Origin of the sequence: Pontibacter coccineus (genome assembly GCF_030546575.1) — a bacterium.
GTDB classification, from domain to species: Bacteria; Bacteroidota; Bacteroidia; order Cytophagales; family Hymenobacteraceae; genus Pontibacter; species Pontibacter coccineus.
On sequence record NZ_JAUOTN010000003.1, the window covers coordinates 338,985 to 357,008 of the forward strand.

The 18,024-nt window shown below is 52.2% G+C and carries 16 protein-coding genes and 1 tRNA gene; 5 read left to right on the top strand and 12 right to left on the bottom strand.

Annotated features, from left to right (window positions below):
• Window positions 1–37: 37 nt before the first annotated feature.
• Both Q4E40_RS08690 and Q4E40_RS08695 read left to right on the top strand, forming a co-directional pair.
• Entirely contained in the window at window positions 38–181 is a 144-nt protein-coding gene (locus Q4E40_RS08690) for a hypothetical protein (RefSeq protein ID WP_303411459.1), read from the top strand.
• On the top strand, window positions 178–1,881 hold the full coding sequence (locus Q4E40_RS08695; RefSeq protein WP_303411460.1) for a sodium:solute symporter family protein: 1,704 nt from the start codon (window positions 178–180) through the stop codon (window positions 1,879–1,881). The genes Q4E40_RS08690 and Q4E40_RS08695 overlap by 4 nt, the downstream gene beginning before the upstream one ends.
• Window positions 1,882–1,923: 42 nt before the next feature.
• Here the strand turns inward: Q4E40_RS08695 and Q4E40_RS08700 are convergent, their stop codons facing one another.
• From Q4E40_RS08700 to thpR, 12 genes are all read right to left on the bottom strand, one after another.
• Window positions 1,924–2,841, bottom strand: a complete 918-nt coding sequence (locus Q4E40_RS08700) for a class I SAM-dependent methyltransferase (protein WP_303411461.1) — start codon at window positions 2,839–2,841, stop codon at window positions 1,924–1,926.
• A 270-nt stretch (window positions 2,842–3,111) separates the two neighbouring features.
• Window positions 3,112–3,990, bottom strand: a complete 879-nt coding sequence (locus tag Q4E40_RS08705; protein ID WP_303411463.1) for a DUF2911 domain-containing protein — start codon at window positions 3,988–3,990, stop codon at window positions 3,112–3,114.
• A 103-nt stretch (window positions 3,991–4,093) separates the two neighbouring features.
• Window positions 4,094–4,576 (bottom strand): hypothetical protein, encoded by a 483-nt coding sequence (locus Q4E40_RS08710; protein WP_303411464.1) that lies wholly within the window; start codon window positions 4,574–4,576, stop codon window positions 4,094–4,096.
• Window positions 4,577–5,326: 750 nt separating this feature from the next.
• Window positions 5,327–7,147, bottom strand: coding sequence for an ABC transporter ATP-binding protein (locus tag Q4E40_RS08715; RefSeq protein ID WP_303411466.1), 1,821 nt, complete (start codon window positions 7,145–7,147; stop codon window positions 5,327–5,329).
• Window positions 7,148–7,468: 321 nt separating this feature from the next.
• On the bottom strand, window positions 7,469–8,920 hold the full coding sequence (locus Q4E40_RS08720; RefSeq protein WP_303411468.1) for a sodium:solute symporter: 1,452 nt from the start codon (window positions 8,918–8,920) through the stop codon (window positions 7,469–7,471).
• Between the two features lie 50 nt (window positions 8,921–8,970).
• A complete protein-coding gene (locus tag Q4E40_RS08725; protein ID WP_303411470.1) occupies window positions 8,971–9,987 on the bottom strand; it encodes an MBL fold metallo-hydrolase in 1,017 nt (338 codons plus the stop codon).
• Window positions 9,988–10,145: 158 nt separating this feature from the next.
• Window positions 10,146–10,799, bottom strand: a complete 654-nt coding sequence (locus Q4E40_RS08730; protein ID WP_303411471.1) for a hypothetical protein — start codon at window positions 10,797–10,799, stop codon at window positions 10,146–10,148.
• A 253-nt stretch (window positions 10,800–11,052) separates the two neighbouring features.
• The gene (locus Q4E40_RS08735; protein ID WP_303411473.1) at window positions 11,053–12,882 is read right to left on the bottom strand and encodes a M61 family metallopeptidase; all 1,830 of its coding nucleotides are present in this window, start codon (window positions 12,880–12,882) and stop codon (window positions 11,053–11,055) included.
• 58 nt (window positions 12,883–12,940) lie between these two features.
• A complete protein-coding gene (locus Q4E40_RS08740; RefSeq protein WP_303411475.1) occupies window positions 12,941–13,594 on the bottom strand; it encodes a class I SAM-dependent methyltransferase in 654 nt (217 codons plus the stop codon).
• 229 nt (window positions 13,595–13,823) lie between these two features.
• Window positions 13,824–13,943 (bottom strand): GIY-YIG nuclease family protein, encoded by a 120-nt coding sequence (locus Q4E40_RS20410; RefSeq protein ID WP_368411165.1) that lies wholly within the window; start codon window positions 13,941–13,943, stop codon window positions 13,824–13,826.
• A 55-nt stretch (window positions 13,944–13,998) separates the two neighbouring features.
• Entirely contained in the window at window positions 13,999–14,490 is a 492-nt protein-coding gene (locus tag Q4E40_RS08750) for a CinA family protein (protein WP_303411477.1), read from the bottom strand.
• 33 nt (window positions 14,491–14,523) lie between these two features.
• Window positions 14,524–15,096 carry an RNA 2',3'-cyclic phosphodiesterase gene (gene thpR, locus Q4E40_RS08755; RefSeq protein WP_303411479.1) on the bottom strand — a complete coding sequence of 191 codons (573 nt, stop codon included), beginning with the start codon at window positions 15,094–15,096 and terminating at the stop codon, window positions 14,524–14,526.
• A gap of 90 nt (window positions 15,097–15,186) precedes the next feature.
• On the opposite strand from thpR, the gene Q4E40_RS08760 reads away from it, so the two are divergent.
• The 3 genes from Q4E40_RS08760 (at window position 15,187) to Q4E40_RS08770 (ending at window position 17,695) form a co-directional block, all read left to right on the top strand.
• Window positions 15,187–15,894 carry a phosphatase PAP2 family protein gene (locus Q4E40_RS08760; protein WP_303411480.1) on the top strand — a complete coding sequence of 236 codons (708 nt, stop codon included), beginning with the start codon at window positions 15,187–15,189 and terminating at the stop codon, window positions 15,892–15,894.
• 124 nt (window positions 15,895–16,018) lie between these two features.
• Window positions 16,019–16,100: transfer RNA gene (locus Q4E40_RS08765), tRNA-Leu, on the top strand.
• 884 nt (window positions 16,101–16,984) lie between these two features.
• A complete protein-coding gene (locus Q4E40_RS08770; RefSeq protein ID WP_303411482.1) occupies window positions 16,985–17,695 on the top strand; it encodes a phosphatase PAP2 family protein in 711 nt (236 codons plus the stop codon).
• The last annotated feature ends 329 nt before the right edge of the window (window positions 17,696–18,024 follow it).

Here is an 18,024-nt window from a genome sequence, read left to right on the forward strand (position 1 = left end):
GCGCCTTGTCACCAATACTTTTGTCTAAAAGAATACCATGAAGGAAACCGATAGCAAGCCTGCAGAAGAGCTTGACAAGCCACCCTTTTTTAAGAGCTGGAAAAGCATGTACTGGCTGGTACTGGGCAACCTGGCTTTTCTAATCACCCTGTTTTACATCATCACCCGCATCTATTCATGAGGTTACTCGACTGGATTGTACTGCTCGGCACACTGGGCTTTATTGTGATTTACGGCGTCTGGAAAACACGCGGCAGCAAAGACATAGAAGGCTACCTCAAAGGCGACAACAGCATGAAGTGGTGGACCATTGGCCTTTCCATCATGGCCACACAGGCCAGTGCCATCACCTTTCTCTCCACACCGGGCCAGGCCTACGAAGACGGTATGCGCTTTGTGCAGTTCTACTTTGGCCTTCCCATCGCCATGGTCATCATCTCGATCACGGTTATTCCAATTTTTTACCGCCTCAAGGTATACACGGCCTACGAATACCTCGAGAGCCGCTTCGACCTCAAAACGCGCTCGCTGGCTGCCCTGCTCTTTTTGATACAGCGCGGACTGGCGGCAGGCATCACCATCTATGCGCCGGCGATTATTCTCTCCACTATTCTGGGCTGGAACCTGACGCTCACCAACCTGTTCATCGGTGTTCTGGTGATTGTCTATACCGTGTCGGGAGGTACAAAGGCGGTGAGCGTGACGCAGAAACAGCAGATGGCCGTGATGATGGGCGGTATGCTGGTGGCCGGTTTCATGGTAGTGCACTACCTGCCTGAAAGCGTATCCTTTGGCGATGCCGTGGCCGTGGCCGGCAAAATGGGCAAAATGAACGTGGTGGACTTCTCCTTCGATTGGAACGACAGGTATAACTTCTGGTCAGGTATGACGGGAGGTCTGTTTCTGGCGCTCTCGTATTTTGGTACCGACCAAAGCCAGGTGGCCCGCTACCTGGGCGGAAAATCGGTGGCAGAAAGCAGGCTGGGTTTGCTTTTCAACGGGCTTCTCAAGATCCCGATGCAGTTTATTATCCTCTTCATCGGCGTGATGGTGTTTGTATTCTATCAATTCAACCAGCCGCCGCTCTTCTTCAACGAGGCCACCAAAGGCAAGGTATACGCCACGGATTTTGCGCCGGAGATGGAAGCCCTTGAAGAGCAGCACACCGCTTTGTTCAACCAGAAACAGGAAGCGATGCACGGCCTGGTTGCTGCCTTAAGGACCGATGATGAAACCGCCATTGCCGCTGCCCAGGCTGAGGTACAAGGTATAACTGATGCCTCCAAAGTGGTGCGTAACGATGTGAAGGCGCTGATCGCCAAGGCCACGCCCGATGCCGAGACAAAAGATACCGACTATGTCTTCATTTCTTTTGTGATGAAGTACTTGCCGGCCGGATTGGTGGGATTGCTGATCGCTGTGATTTTCTCGGCAGCCATGTCATCCACGGCCTCAGAACTCAATGCGCTGGCGTCCACCACGGTGGTGGATATCTACAGGCGATCCATTAAGAAGGATAAGGATAATTTCCACTACCTGCGGGCGTCCCGCGTTTTTACAGCTGCCTGGGGCGGGCTGGCCATTATCTTTGCCACCTACGCCTCCCTGCTCGACAACCTGATCCAGGCCGTCAACATCATTGGGTCCATTTTTTATGGCACCATCCTGGGCATTTTCCTGGTGGCCTTCTACGTGAAGTACATCAAAGGCAACGCGGTCTTTATCGCGGCGCTGCTGGCCGAGGCGGTGGTGCTGTACTGCCATTTCTACACCGACATCGCCTTCCTGTGGTTCAACGTGATCGGTTGCGCAGCCGTGGTGGTGTTCGGCGCAATCATTCAGTTCTTTATCGGGCAGAAGAAAGAGGAATTAGTGGCCTAGCGATTTCTATAGCGCGAGCGTGTACGCTCGCGCTATAGATACCTAATGCCGCGGCTTCTGCCCCGCCACGATGTAAACCAGACTACCGCCCGCCGACACATACTCCTCGTTCAGGAGCCTTTGCTTGAGGGCGATCTTGTTGTAGAGCAGCTTCTGCCAATAAGCGTCGAACTTGTCTTTGTCGCCGCCGCCGGCCATGAAATAGTTCAGGTTGTCTTGGTAGTCGTAGCCCATGGAGTCGGAATCGATCCACTGCAGCATCTGCTCCACGCGAAGCATTTTCTCCTGCGTATCGTAGGGCGGAATGATCGATAAGGCTTTGTCCGAGATCCATACCTTGATGTTTTCAAGGCCGGCCTTCAGGTATAGGTCCGGTATCACGTCGCCGAGTGAGTTGAAGCCTTCGCCGAGCCTTTTTTTGCCCTTCTCAATGCGCAGCTTAATCTCCAGCACTTCCAGGGTGCTTTCCACGTCAAAATCCGTTTCGCCATAGCGATCGAACATCAGGTTGGGCACGAGGTTGTTGGGCTCCAGCGCCAGCACCCAACCGCCAGGCTTTGTGATGCGGATCATCTCGTTTATGACCTGTTTCGGATCTTTCACATGGATCAGCAAGGTCTGGCAAAGTGTAATGTCGGCCAGGTTATCAGCCAGGGGGATGCTGGAGGCGTTGCCCACCCGGAAATCGTAGCTGATGTCGTTGTGCAGGTAGATGCTTTGCGCCTTTTGCCTTGCTTCTTCGATGTAACCGGGTTCAAAATCGACGCCGTATACCTTGGCGCCAGAGGGGAGGTGCTTCGAGAACATGAAGCCCATCATGCCCTTGCCGCAGCCAATATCCACGAGCGTGCCGGTATAGTTCAGGTGCAGGCGTTGGGCCAGCAACTCCAGGTAGTCCTCATTCCACCAATATTCGCGGGCGGGCCCGAGGTGGTCTTCCGAATGTTTCTTCTCTTCCAACAGGTATAGTGTATTAGGTAGGTTAAATCAGGGAGCATTCTTTTTCAGCGCTTCACTGGAAAAACAAGCTGTCAAAACTCAAATTGCCATCTGGATAGCATGGAAAGATCTGAATTGTTGTAGCACTCAGGCAATGGCTCAGACTTCTCCCGGAGCTCGGGATGATCAAATACTTAAGTTGACAGCACTGGTTGTACTCCTTGAAGTTTATTTAAAAAAGAAAGCCCCTGCCAGAGCAGAGGCTTTCGGTAAAAAGCGGGCGGGTATAGCCTACTTCATTTTCTTCCACTCGGCAATGGCCTTTTCATTCATACGCACATAGTCGTCATTGTTTGCCTTTTTTGCCAGCTCTATTGATTGCTCGGCAGTTTTTGTGGCGCCTTTGTAGTCTTTCAGTTTCGCCTGGATCTTGGCCTGCGCGTGGAGGTTCCAGAATTTAGGATCGTTGGCATTGGCTTTTTTTATCCACTCCAGCGCTTGCTTCAGGTCTTTGTTGTTGTCAGCGTAATAGTTGGCAGCGGCTGCGTAAAGCGCAGGAGACACCTCTTTGCCGTTTACCACGCGCTCCTGAATCTGTGCCATCACTTTGCCGTCTACTTCTGTCTCAATGGTGAAACTGGCGATGGTTTTGTCCCACAGAATCTCCAGATCAGCAGAGTTCGGCTTTAGGTTAGCGAAATTGATGGTGAAGGTTTCCACCGCTCTTGGGTTGGTCTGCGGCTTCACGGTGAAGCGGAGCTGGTCGTTTTCTTGCTTGTAGTCGGCCACGTTTCCACCCAGTTTGGTGTCTTTGTAGAGGATGATGGTCCACTCGTTCTGGTTCGGAATGGTCAGCAGGGCGTACTCCCCAGCAGGCACTTTTTTGCCTTGGATGGTTACTTCGTCGCTGAACTTAAGGGTAGTGGAGTTGTTAGCTCCTGTGCGCCATACCTTACCGAAAGGCACAACGTCGCCACCGAAAACCGAGCGTCCTTTCATGGATGGGCGGGAGTAGCTCACGGTTGCGTTCGTAAGGCCGATTTCCTGCGTTACCGTGGACAGTGGGCTGGCAGCAGGCATCGCTATACCTTGTTGCTGGGCCTGAACTGTTACGGCTGTGCCGCATAGCAGTGCTGCCGAAAGCATGATGCTGTAAAAAGTCTTTTTCATTGCTCTATATTTAAAAATTGTGGATGGTTTGCGACTCAAAAATACTCAAAAATGCTGACAATACCCCTTAACCGTTTCATTCGGAATAAGTTTTCGGGATATCTTAAAAACTTCGCCCCACGCTAAAACCAAAACGGGGAACGAAGGCGGGACCCGGTGACTTGGTATTGCTCTCGGTGGACAGGAAAGGCGTAAAGCCGACGCGCACCACCAGTCCGCCTGTCGGGTTCTGATACCGGAAACCGATGCGGCTGAAGTACATGTTTCGCAAGAGGTCGGGCTCGTTGGTGAAGCGGCGGGTATAGCCCAGCCCGAATTCGAAGTGCTTTTGAAATCGCCCGATCATACCCAGCGCCTCGACCGGCACAACCGGGTAGAAGCCTGGCTCCTCAGCAGAAAAAAACTGGTTGCTTGCTATACCTATCCTGAAAGCAGCCTTCACCATGGATTTCTGGTAGACGATTCGGTCGTAGTTCGCCGACAGTAAATCACCATTGCCTCCCAATTCGGCATATACCGCATTGCGCGCCCTGAACGAGTCGCGGTAATTCTGAGACGAAGCCGAAAAGCCAGTTACAAGCAGCAAGCTAAAAAGAAAGGCTCGGGTGAAAGCGCTGATTGTGTGCATAAAGTGATTCAGGGGCGAGGGTGCAGGTATCAATAGAATATCCCCTGCAAATTAGTGAATTATTAGGATATATTGATGTAGAAGTATGTAGGGGTGAGGTAAAGAGGATTGTCAGATTCAGGATTTACAGGTTTGTGGGATTGACTGGATTATCATGCATGATTAACATCTCCTCCCAACCTTCCTCTTTTATAGAGGGTCCATATTCTCAAAGCAAAGGAAGGAGTTTCGGGAACGATTGACATCCCCCTGCCCCCTTCGAAGGGGGACTTTCTGCCGTTACCAGTTCGCAAGTATAAGCGGTGTAGATTCCGCAATTCTTTTGCTACACCGGGTCCAACCACCCCTAGCCCCTCCTTGTCTAAGGCGGGGAATCTGTAATCGCCATTCCAAGTTATAGCTTCGTTATTTCTGTCATAAACCACTTGCACGCATAGAAAGAGTGACTTGCCCTGGAGCTATGAAGCAAATAGCTTTAGCCAGGTGCACCAGTGACGATTTTTTGTTTGAGCGGTCAGCGAGTTCAAAATCGTCTTGACTTTTTTGCTTACTTTTTGTGTCAAGACAAAAAGTGAGTGCTCGCCGCTCAGGCGAAGCTACAAAGCAATTCAAGTCGCTATACCCGGACTACAGCCACTGCTATACCTAAAACAAAAAAGCCCTGTCGGCTTAACACCAACAGGGCTCCTATACCTTATAATATCAAGTTTAACTCATCTCAAACTGCAGCCTGAGCAGGTTGGCATAAATACCGTTGTCATTAAGCGACAGCACTTCATGCGAGCCTTCCTCTACGATCTCACCGCCATCAATCACCAGGATTTTATCCACTTTGCGGATAGTGGCCAGGCGGTGCGCGATCACGATAGTCGTTCTGTTTTTCATCAGTTCATCCATGGCCTGCTGCACCAGGTGCTCCGACTCCGAGTCTAGGGAGCTGGTGGCTTCGTCTAGCACGAGGATGGCTGGGTTCTTCAGGATAGCACGGGCAATAGCGACCCGCTGGCGCTGACCGCCGGAGAGTTTGATGCCACGCTCGCCTACCAGGGTATCCAGCCCTTCCGGGAAAGACGAGATAAAGTCGTAGGCATTGGCCTTGCGGGCTGCTGCTATGATCTCTTCTTCGGATGCTTCCGGGCGACCATAGGCAATGTTCTCGCGGATGGAACCACCAAACAGCAGTACCTCCTGCGGCACGATGCCCACGTTGGCACGCAGATCCGTAAGACTCATCTGACGTATATCCTGCCCGTCGACAGTGATGCTGCCGTGGCTCACGTCATACAGACGAAGCAAAAGTTGCACAATAGTTGATTTACCGGCGCCACTTGGGCCCACCAGCGCAATCTTCTCCCCGTAGTTGATGCTGAAATTAATGTCGCGGAGCACCTGAATATCCGGGCGGGTAGGGTATGAGAAGGCCACCTGGTTATAACTGATATCGCCACGTACCCGTCTGATCTCGCTCAGTGGGCGCTGACTCTTGTCAGTTGGCTCTTCCGGCTCTGCCAGTATCTCCTGTATGCGTTCTGTTGCCCCTAGGGATGACTGAATTTTGCCGTAAAGCTCACCCAAACCGCCCACGGATGCACCGATGAACACAGTATAAATGATAAAGGAGATCAGCTCTCCAATGGTCAGGTCACCGTTCTGCACCAGCGTAGCGCCGTACCAGATCACCAGGATGATACCGCCAAACAAACCCACGATCACAAAGGAAATGAAAGCACCGCGGTAGTTGGCCGCTGAAAGCGCCGCCTTCACAGCTTTGCTGAGGGAGTGACGATAACGTCCGATCTCGAAGTTTTCGTTGGTATAGGCCTTCACCGTGTTAATGGCCTGCAGCGTTTCCTCCACAATCACGTTGGTATTGGCCAACTCATCCTGTGTTTTCTTGGAGAGGCTCTTGATCTTGCGACCGAAAACAAGCGTGAGGGCAACCAGCACCGGGAAGGTCGCCAGCATGAACATGGACAGCTTAATGGAGGTCCAAAGGATGATGATGATGCCCACCAAAAGGGTAGTGATCTGGCGGAATAGCTCGGCCAGCGTGATGGACATGGCATCCTGTACCTGGGCCACATCGGTGGTAATGCGGCTGGTGATCTCGCCTACGCGCCTTTTTTCATAAAAATGGATCGGCAGCATCATAAATTTGCTGTAGAGGTCACGACGGATGTCGGCGACGGCGTTTTCACTTACCTGCGCAAAGAAGTATACCCGGAAAAAAGAGAAAATACCCTGCGCCAGGATCACGGCAAACAGGCCAAGGGCGATCATGTCGATGTCTTCGAGAAACCAGTCGGCGTTGCCGGTAGAGGAATCGACCAGCTTGCCGGTGAGCAGCGGGAAGATCATGAAAGTCAGGCTGGAAAGTACCAGAAAGCCCAGGCCGACCAGAAATTTGAACTTGTAGGGTAGTACGTAGCTAAAGATCCTGATGCCGCGACGAAAGCTGTCCTTACTGATTTTCTTTCTGCCTTCTTTCTCCTGTGTGCTGTCGTTTAGCCCGATTCCGCGTTTTGCCATTAATGAAATCTATACTTAATAATAGGGGGTGCTGGCTTATAACAGCCAGACAGCACTAAAAATGCCACGTACCCGAAAAATCTTCCAAAGGTAAGCAAAGTATAGGATATAAACGTCAGAATCGGGATTTACAGGATTTAAGAACGCTCCTGGCCACGGATTATCAGGATTCTATTTGGCCTTTGTCAGGATGTTGTAAGAACAGGTCGCGACCTACCCGAATCATTCCCTTTCAATCCTGCCTGTTTGAGCACCAGAGTAACACCCGAGTATATATGCAGGTGCCGGATACCAGGTGAGCGGACAGATTACGAACTGTCCCTACACATGAACCACTCTTTTATACGACACTGCCCATAACCCCACAAACGTCAGAAGTCCGTTCAGGATCAGTACCTCAAAACCGAACTGATAGCCATTGAACCAGGCGGCGGAGTTGGCGCTGATGATGTAGGTGAGGAGCGGGGCCGCAAGGCAGATCGCCGGCACAAAGCGGTCGCGTACCTGGCGGCGGGTAAAGAGGCCGAAGCTGTAGAGCCCCAGCAGAGGCCCGTAGGTATAGCCGGCCACCTGCAGCACCGTCGCAATCAGGCTCTGGCTGTTGAAGGCGTTGACAGCGATGATGACCAGACCGATCAGCAGGGAAAACCCGATATGTACCATGTAACGCTGCCTAACCCGTTCGTGCTCACTTTTATCCTTGAAATTGAGGAAATCTACGCAGAAAGAGGTGGTGAGCGAGGTGAGTGCCGAGTCTGCGGAGGCGTAGGCGATGGCAATGATGCCGAGGATGAACGCAATGCCTACCACTGGCGGGAAATGGTTCAACGCCAGGTATGGGAATACGTCATCACCCCGCTCCGGCAATGCTATACCTTTGGCGGAGGCGTACAGGTAGAGCAGGGCACCCAGCGAAAGGAACATGACAATGACCACCGTTAAAATGCCAGTGAACCAGAACATGTTCTTCTGTGCTTCCCCGAGGTTCTTGCAACTCAGGTTTTTCTGCATCATGTCCTGGTCCAGGCCCGTCATGGCGATGGTGATGAAGGCGCCTGCGAAAAACTGCTTCAGAAAATACTTGTCGTCCTTAAAATCCCAGGTAAATACGTTCGAATAATCGCTGGCAGCTATCGTGTCGACCATCCCCTGAAAACCGAGATTGAGTTCGTCAGATACCACCCAGATACTTACCCCGACTGCCGTAAGCATGGCCGCGGTTTGGAAAGTATCGGTCCAGATAATGGTTTTCATGCCACTCCGGAAGGTATAGACCCAGATCAGCAGGATGGTAACGGCCACGGTTACGGCGAACGGAATGCCGATTTCGTCGAAGACAGCCAGCTGTAATACGCTTGACACCAGAAAAAGGCGGATGGCCGTGCTCAGTGTGCGTGACAAGAGGAAGAAAGCAGCGCCGGATTTATAAGACCAGAAGCCAAAGCGCTGCTCCAGGTAGGTATAGATAGAAACCAGGTTGAGGCGGTAATACAGCGGCAGTAGCACCGTCGCGATCACAATATAGCCGGCTATGTAGCCCAGCAACAGCTGCAGGTACGAAAACTGCGCAGCGCGCACCATGCCCGGCACCGACACAAAGGTCACACCCGAGAGCGTAGCGCCGATCATCCCGAAGGCCACCACGTACCAGGGCGACTTCCGGTTTGCCAGGAAAAAGGTATAGGAATCCGTATTCTTACCGGTGAGGAAAGAAATCAGGACCAGGATGAAGAAATAGCCGACAATGAGGCTGAGGATGAGCGTTGCAGACATGTGAAATGCGGAAAACGCTGCAAATATAGCACAGCCTGCCGGTTTTCGGGCTATACCAGTTCCCCCAGCAGCACCGGTTCGCCAATGGCAGGTATACGCAGACCCTGCATCATACCCGAGGCCGCTATCTGCTCGAGCAGGCGCACCGGCTCACCCGCCGGTTCATCCGACAGGTCGAAGGTACCGTAGTGCATCGGTATAAAGGTGCCACCGCGCAGCACATTGTAGGCCCGTACCGCTTCATGCGGATTCAGGTGGCTCTTCTGCATCAGAAAGCTCGGGCGGTAGGCACCCACCGGCATCAGGCACACATCCATCGGACCAAACAAGGACTCTATTTCCTCGAAATGCCCGTTATAGCCCGTGTCGCCGGCAAAGTAAAGCTGCATGGTCGGCGTCTTGATCAGGAAACTTCCCCAGAGCACTTTGTTCATGTCGAACATGCCACGACGGTGCCAATGCGAGGCCGGTAGAAAGTAGATCTCTATACCTTCCGGCGTGAGGTCGAATTTTTGGTACCAGCCCGCCTCCTGGTAGGGCAGATGCGGCTCAGCGCTTCGAAGCAGGTCGCCGGCATGCAAAGGTGCAAGGGCCTTCATATCCGGATTCTGGCGGTAGAGCGTTTTAATGGAGCGTTCGTCGAGGTGGTCGCGGTGGCCGTGCGAGAACAGCACGAGGTCTATACCTGTGAGTTGCTCCGGCGCGCAGGGCAGCCCGATGCGGCGCTTGATCATGGGCAGGTCGTAGAACACGGGGTCGGTGATCATGGTTAGGCCGTTTACCCGGATCAGGAACGTGGCGTGCCCAAGCCAGACCACCATATCTTCCTTCGATTGGATGAAATCGGTGCCGTAAAGGACGGGCGGCACATAAGTATCGGCCTTTTTCTCCTCGCGCTGTGGATTGCGGGAGGTTTTCCAGCGCAGTACCTTGCTCAGTTTAGGGTTAAAGAGCTCGTCGCCGTTCACAAACTGTCCGTTAATGGTCTTGTTGCCGCGGAAATCTGGTTTCACCACGGGCAGTTTGTCGTTTTTCAGATGTCTTACTGTTTCGTTCTTCTGCCTCAAAATCTGAATAAGCTTGTTTCAGGGATTATTAACACGATAACGCGCACGAAAGTTGAAACGTGTGCGGGTAATTAATTTAAATACGCCAACAGGCATTAAAAAAACGCCTTCTCCTTACGGAAAAGACGCTTTGTGATTTTTTATCCTACCCCGGTAGTCTAGTACCAGAAACCTCCGCTTCGGCCCACAGACACCGGGTGGTGAAATGGACTATAGAACGGGGAGGCGCCTTTGGAGTAGCGCATAGCACCGGTCACCGAAAAGTGCTCGGTAATTTTATAGGTCGCCCGCATGTCCATGCCCTGACGGCCCGGGTTCATAAAGTTCATGTAAGCCGGGTTCTGAGCCGGGATGTCCGAGAAATCTTTCCATACGCTGCCACTCAGGATCAGACGCTCGTTTACCAGGTAATCGGCACCCACGTGCGCAATGTAATGACTGCTGGGGTTGGTGCGCATGAGGGTGGTGCCACCGTCAGAAGTAGGAGCGGTATAGTGGCCCGGCATCACCGACATATAGGTCAGGCTGCTGAAAACGCGCAGGCGTGGATTGAGCTGGTAGCGCACGGTTGGTTCGAGGTAAGTAGCGCCAAAGCCGCTACCAAAGCTGGCGCCGGCTGAAAGACTGTAGCTGAGGCGCTTGGCCGGCATCTCAAATTTTGTAGGCCTATCTTCCTCATTGGCTGGGGCTGCTCGCTCCTGCCGAGCCGGGGCGGGCGCCGTTTCCAGACTGGCTTTCTGGCCTGTCTGTGCCATGGCGCTCCCTGCGAAAAGCAGGCTGCAGGTCAGGAAAGTGCTCAAAAATATTTTCACGTGAAAAAAATCAGTTGAATGTGGTACTAAGTTACAGCGCAATTGCTTCAGAAACAAGCCGGTGTCTCTTTCCAAACGGGCACACAGGCCTTTTGTTGTCACCAGCTATGAGCTTGTTTTTGCTCCACAAGCCAGGTATACGCTTGCTCAAAAAGCCAGCTGAAAGCTCAAGCCCGGTAAAAACAGTCAGTTTCAGGTATAGGCTGTCATCATTAAAGCTGAAACGAGCCTCCGCGAGCAAAAAGGAGGGAGACTACTTTGCCTTTGACCCCAACCAGGCTTCCCGGAAGGTTTTCATGGCAGGTGTGAGCTCTTTGCCTGCGCTCTCAAAATGTTCGATCATCAGCTCCGGCATCTCCTCCAGCACAATCTGGGTACTGATGATCGGGGCCTGTTCGTTGCTTCGGTAGGTGATCGGCACACTGTGCGTTGGCTTTAGTTTGCTCAAGATTTTCTCCAGATCTTTCTCGCTGGTCACTTTCTTGCCATTGAGCGTCAGGAGGATGTCGCCCCGGTCCAGACCGGCTTTGTAAAGTGGTGAGGTCACATAAGTGCCGCTCATAAGTTTCGCGCCGTTCTTGCTGAACTCGAATTGTGCAGGTCCCAGGCTGGCTTTGCCGGGTTCGGCTTTGCGCAGCTGCAGACCGGCTTCGGCCAACAGGGCGGCGTAGTCTGGCAGTTCGCTGCCGTATACCTGCCGTCTGAAAAAGTCGGCTGCCCAAGCGGTGTCTTTGGTCACTTCAGCCAGCGTGCGCTCCAGATCAGCCATCGTGTAAGGCTTTTCGGTTTTGCCATACTTCTGCCAGAGCGCCTGCATGTAAGTGTCGAGAGTGGAGTTGAAGTCTCGGCGCAATGTCAGGTCCAGCCCCATGCCCAGCATGCTGCCATAGGTATAGTACGAAATAAAGGTGTTGTGGCGGTTATTGGGATCCACGGAGCGGGCCGCATCGACAAAGGGCGCCTGCATGCTCATCTCCACCAAGCTATGGTAGTGTCTGCCCGGTGTGAGCAGCACATAGTTCAGGTCGCGGGCAACGTTTTTAACATCATTTATACCAAGGCGGTACATGGTCAGGGCACCATAGTAAGAGGTGAAACCCTCGGCCAGCCACAGGGCCTCCGTCATGTTGGCCCGTTGAAAATCGAAAGGTTCGAGACTCTTCGGGCGCAGGCGCTCCACGTTCCAAGCATGGAAAAACTCATGCGACACGGTACCGAGCAAGGCCGGGGTAGAAGTGCCGAGCGGACGGGAGCTCGACACGATGGTGGAGTTGCGGTGCTCCATGCCGTCGCCGATGGCCTGCGGACCGTAGCAGGCAATGAAGGTATAGCGGCCGAAATCAAAGTCGGGCAACTCGCCGAAAACCGCTTGCTGCTCGGCCACAATCTGCTTGGTTTTCGCTACGTACTCATCAAACTGCGCCTTGTTGCCGTGGTGGTGCATGGCTACCTGTATGGTTTTGCTTTTGCCGCGGTCCTGCACGGTCCACTCTGCCAATTCGAAGTTGCTCAGTTCGGTAGGGCTGTCCATGAGGTACTGGAAGTCGGGCGAGGTGAAAGTAGAGTCATTTTGAGGTTTCAACTGCGTGGCTACTTTCCAGTTGCTGCCCTCAGGTATGCGAAACGTAACACGGGCGGGCACTTTCTCGAAGCCTCGGGCATACATGAGCGTGGCCGGCATGTTCAGGTGCGCGTGCGTCTCGTCAATGCCGGTATAGGTGCCGTCGGCGTGGGCGCCAAACAAGGTATAGCTCAGCGTGATCTCTCCCTGATGACCGCTCACATTCCACTGATGCGGATTCGGACGGCTGATGGTAAGCGGCTTGCCTTTGCTGTCGGTCGCTTTCACGCTGTACACGTTTTTGGCAAACTCGTGCAGGGCATAGCGCCCCGGCGAACTGCGGGGCATGAGCACCTGTAGGGTGTCGCTCTTTATACCTGTAAACGTGACGCTGATCTGTGCCTCGTGGTGCACGGCGTTCGGGAAGGAGAGGTGGTAGCTAACTTGCTGTTCCTGCGCCAGCAGCGGTGTAAACGACAGCGACAGGGAGGCACACAGGGCGCCAAAAAGTCTCATGGACATAAGGGAGTGTTTGGTTCGAAACTAAAAGTAGGAATTTTACAGCTACCGCGCAAAGTGGCTATACCTTTCGGAAGGCCCTGGCCTGTACCAAGCCGCCGTAAAAAGCTGCGGAGGCCTGCAACTGCAGCGGTTGTCTGGCAAAATGCTCACTAAAGTCAGGTAGTCGGGAGGCTTTCACGTCGCTCACCAATCCGAAAAAACCATACATGCTTTTGAGCAGTAAGCGCTGCCAAACCGGGGCCGGCGCTTGGGCTGGCCATAAATCACTGAAAAGCCAGAGCCCCTGCGGGCGCAATGCTGCGCACAACCGATCCATCAGGTATAGCAGACGCTCATCCGGGAAAAGATCGAGCAGGAAAGGCGTGAGGATCACGTCGAACCTTTCATTGGGCTGCAGGCCATTTTCGTCGCCTAAGCGAAAGTCTATCCTGGGGAGATCAGAAGTTTGATTCGCTACGCGCCGCTGGGCCAGTTGCAGCATTTTAGGCGAAACTTCCAGGTAGGTCACTTTCACCAGCGGCTGCCGTTTCAGCAACTGCTCCAGCAGCCACCCGGAGCCTCCTCCGATCAGCAATACTTTTGCCTGTTCAGGTATAAGAGACAAGTGTTCTGTCTGAGCCCGCCGCAACGCATTGCCAAATACTAGCCGCGAAAGGCCATCGTAGACTGGGGCAATGCGATCGAAATTGGTGTTGCTTGCGGTCCTTGTCATTTCGAACGCTAGTGAGAAATCTGGGAGGATAAAAAGTTATTCATTCCAGTCTTTAACTTCATCATTTAGCTGAGTCCATTCAGGATTGAAACTACGAATTAATTCCTCCTTTTTCCTTCTACCCCATTTCTTTAATTGCTCTTCACGATCAATGGCATGTTGCACATAGGTGAAACGTTCATAGTAGACAAGATGGTAACAAAAATAACGTCCTGCAATAGAATTTGGATTACTGGCACGTCAAAACGTGCTCATCCATTCTACGTGGGAGATCATTGGTCATGCCTATGTAAAGCGCAGTCTTCTTGGGGTTTGTAGTAATATAAACAAAATAATTGTGGCTAATCATGCACTTGTTTTTCACTGCAGATTTCTCACTTGCGTTCGAAATGACAGAAAAACGATCAGCGATTATAATGCTCCTCTACAATTCCTTTGAGCTTTTCGAGCACGTATTCGGTAAATTGTTTCAACATACTTTGGCCGTTGCCTTTGAACACTTCCCGGAACTCCTCCGCTTTGCCATCATACAGGAAGGAAACGAAAATGGTGCCCACTGGCTTTTCCGACGTTTCGGAGCCTCCGGCACCGGCAAGCCCCGTAGTGGCGACACTGATATCAGCATTCAGCGCTTTCTTCAGCCCCATCACCATCTCGTTGGTTACCTGCTGCGACTCGGCGGTGTAAAGGTTGAGCGTGTCCTGCTTTACGCCCAGGAGTTTTTTCTTGGCTTCGACATTGTATACCACCAGGCTACCGATCAGCACATCGCTGCTGCCTTTGGCTTTTACCAGTTCAGAGGACAGCATGCCAGCGGTGCAACTCTCGGCAAAGGCGACGGTCAGGCCATTGTCTTTCAGCATCTTGGTCAGTTCGGTGAGATCCGTTTGATTCATAGGGTTATATTGACTTCAGTTTAGGGGTGATTCTCATACTGTTTTGCCGTCCGGGGGGTTACCTGTCAGTGGGTAGCGCTGCAGGATGCTGTAGCGGGGATGCGGCGATCCTAGCTCTGAGTGCCAGACTGCGATTTCGTCCACCCGCAGCGTGATTGGTTCATCGGGGCTGAACGATTCGAGGGGATGGGGCGCAGGACGGTCCTTGCGAAAGCGGGCGAGTGTGATGTGCGGTTTAGGCTCACGGTTGAGGGGCGGCTCCTCAGAAAGTGCCACCGTGAGGCTACGGCTCAGTTGGGCGAAGGCATCATGGCTCTTGAACCTGGCCCAGATGAGACGTGGGGAGCGGGGTTTGGGGCCCGGCTCTATGGCCTCGAGGTGCAAGTCAAACGGGGCGAACTGCCTGGCTATGTGGGCGGTGACATTTTGTATAGCGGCTAGCTGGCTGGCAGGTACGTTGCCGATAAAGTAAAGCGTCAGGTGCAGGTTCTCCGTGGGAACTTGCCGTATGGCATCACTTTTATACCTGTTGGCCTGCTCGGTTAAATACTGCTGGAGCGCGTCAGGAATTGGCGCCGCAATGAATAGTCTGGTGGTTTGGCCCATGCGCTGTCGTGTCTATACTGTATGGCTTCGCATACGTAATTACAGGGCAGGCGTATACTTAGCCTAAATCTGAACCAAGACCCAGTCTATATGATACGAAACTTCTATAAAAAGCTGGCAGCGGGCTTTGCGTTGTTCACCCTCGAGCTGCTCTTTGTGATGGTGGTTTTCCTGGCCTGTGTGCTGGTCTTCCTCTATGTGAGCGCACAGGTGGTGGAAGCGTCCGGCCCGATCAAGTTCGACGAAGCAGCCTTTGCCGTGGCTGCCGACCTGCGAAGCGATGGCTTCACCCAATTTATAGAGTTTATTACCTTTTTCGCCTCCCGCCACTTCATGACGGCAGCGGGACTGTTGCTTATCGCTTATTTTCTGTTCGTGCGGCGGCACAAGTGGTATTCGCTTAAAGTGCCGGTGGTGGCGCTGGGCAGCATCTCGCTCAACCTGGTGCTCAAGTTCTTTTTCGACAGGGCACGGCCCACTATGCCCTTGGTCGATGCCTCCGGCCTGAGTTTCCCGAGCGGCCACTCCATGATCGCCGCCTCATTCTACAGCTTGCTCATTTACCTGACCTGGCGACATGTGGAATCGAAGCCGCTTCGAAATTTTTTAGTAGCCCTGCTCGTTATTTTTATTCTGCTCATCGGGTTCAGTAGAATTTACTTGCGCGTGCATTATGCGACGGATGTGGTGGCAGGTTTTGCTGCTGGTATTCTGTGGGTTATCATCGGTATCTGGCTGCTGCGCCGTATCGAGAAGTATACCCGCAAAGAGATTGCACCGGTGGTAGAAGAGGAGTGATTCTTTGTGAGAGGAATTTTTTTTCGGGTGAGGTATTGCAGATAATAATTTCTGTTATACCTTTGCAATCCCAATCAACAAGGGTTAAAGGGTTTTGGGAAACACATTTTGAATAATACCAAATGCGCACGTGGCGAAATTGGTAGACGTGCAGGTCTCAGAAGCCTGTGCCTTCGGGTGTGGGAGTTCGAGTCTCCCCGTGCGCACTGATTCAAAATGTAAAAAAAGCCGGCTGCAAAGCCGGCTTTTTTGTTTTTATACCTTTCAGGAGTGAAATTCAATTAAGTATTGAAGGGTATGATGGCGCGAGCGTCATCTCTAGTGTTTGCTAAGTGGGGCCTCTGGCCCAGGCATAGGTATCTGGGGCTATACCTAAACTTGTAGTAGCTTAAGCCTTCCTATCCCTAACCATTTCTGTTCTATAGCTTGCCCTGGCCGGGCGGGCCCTACTTTTTTCCTTGATGAAAAAAGTAGGCAAAAAAATCAAGACGCTCCAAACTCGCTGACCGCTCAAACAGTGGAGCGCCGAAAAGTGCACCGGGCACCGCTTTCTGCTGCGTAGTTAGCGTGCAAGTTAGTCTTGCTATACCTGCCAGTGGTATGTGAAAGTGACTATAGGGCTTATACCTTGAATTGGCAGTTATAGGTTCCCCGCCTTGGATAAGGAGGGGTCAGGGGTGGTTGGACCCGGTATTGTTTAGAAAGTCACAACGAAGCTTATTCCTGTGAAGTAGTAGCGGCTGCAATTCCCCTCTCAGGAGGGGCAGGGGTGGGTATAATCCATGGGAGTAATTAAAGACTGTTGCTGAGAAGCTATACCTAAAAACCGACAGTAACGGAGAGTCCCACTCCGTAGGGTGCAGGTGGATGACAATCGTTCCCCAAATCCCTTAAGAATAAGGATCCTCTACGGAGAGAGCAGCGGGAGAATGTTGATTGTGTCTCTATATTCTGCAGCCACAACAGCTATACCTGTTGAATGGCAGCAAAAGACTCTCCTTCGAAAATCACTGAGGGTTAATACTCAACAAACCCACCAAATGCACACCAGCGCTACATTTTCCCGTAAAGTGGGCAAAATGCATGCGCCATGAAAAGCCTTACCAAGCGGTTTCTGAAACTTCTGACGCTTCTGTCGGCCGAAGCGGTGCTGGTGGCGCTGGCTTTTATTGCCTGTCTGCTTGTGTTCGGCTACATGACCCGCGAAGTTTTCATTCAGCAGGACACCGATTTTGACCATGCCATGTTTCGTTATGCCGCGACGCACCGTTCCGAAAGCATGACCCGCCTGATGCGCTTCTTCTCTTTTTTCGCATCTGCTGACTATTTGCTGGTCGCGCCTGCCCTTATCGTGCTGGTCATGGCTTGGTTTCATCATCTGCGCTGGTATGCCCTCAAGGTGCTGGTGATCGCCTTCACCAGTACGATGCTCAATCAGTTGCTTAAGCGTTTATTCGAGCGACCCCGGCCTATGACGGCTATGCTCGAGCAGTCAGGCCTCAGTTTCCCCAGCGGACACGCTATGATTGGCAGCTCATTTTACGGACTACTCATTTACATCGTGTGGCGTGAAGTGAGGAGCCCTTTCTGGCGCTGGTTATGGGTAAGTCTGCTTTCTGTCTTGCTGTTGCTCATTGGGTATAGCCGCATATACCTTAACGTGCATTACACCACCGATGTACTCGCAGGCTATGCAATGGGTATTATCTGGTTATTGATTGCTGTTTGGCTGATGAAAAAACTGGAGCGATGGTATTTTGGGGGGTTAGAAAATATGGAAGGGAGGAAGTTAGAAAGTTGAAGTTCGTTGTGTGGTCAATTTGCTACTTCATGCAGTCAACTTTAGCAATTAGAAGACGCTGATCCGCGAATATTTATCAGAACCCGAAACAGGGCCTCCAAATCCGTATCTGTCAGCGCGTGGGTATGTGGACATCCCCAGCAGTCAACTTACGGATCTGGAGATCCGGAAGAGCGGTTAGGAAGTGCACGAAGAGGAATTTGAACTATAACCAATGCGGGAGAATAATTCAGATATCTCATGATATTCGAGATGACAGTTTAGCCCTTATCCATGGAGTTGCATGTATCATGTTACAACCTGCCTAATCGTGCACCGGTAACAATTAA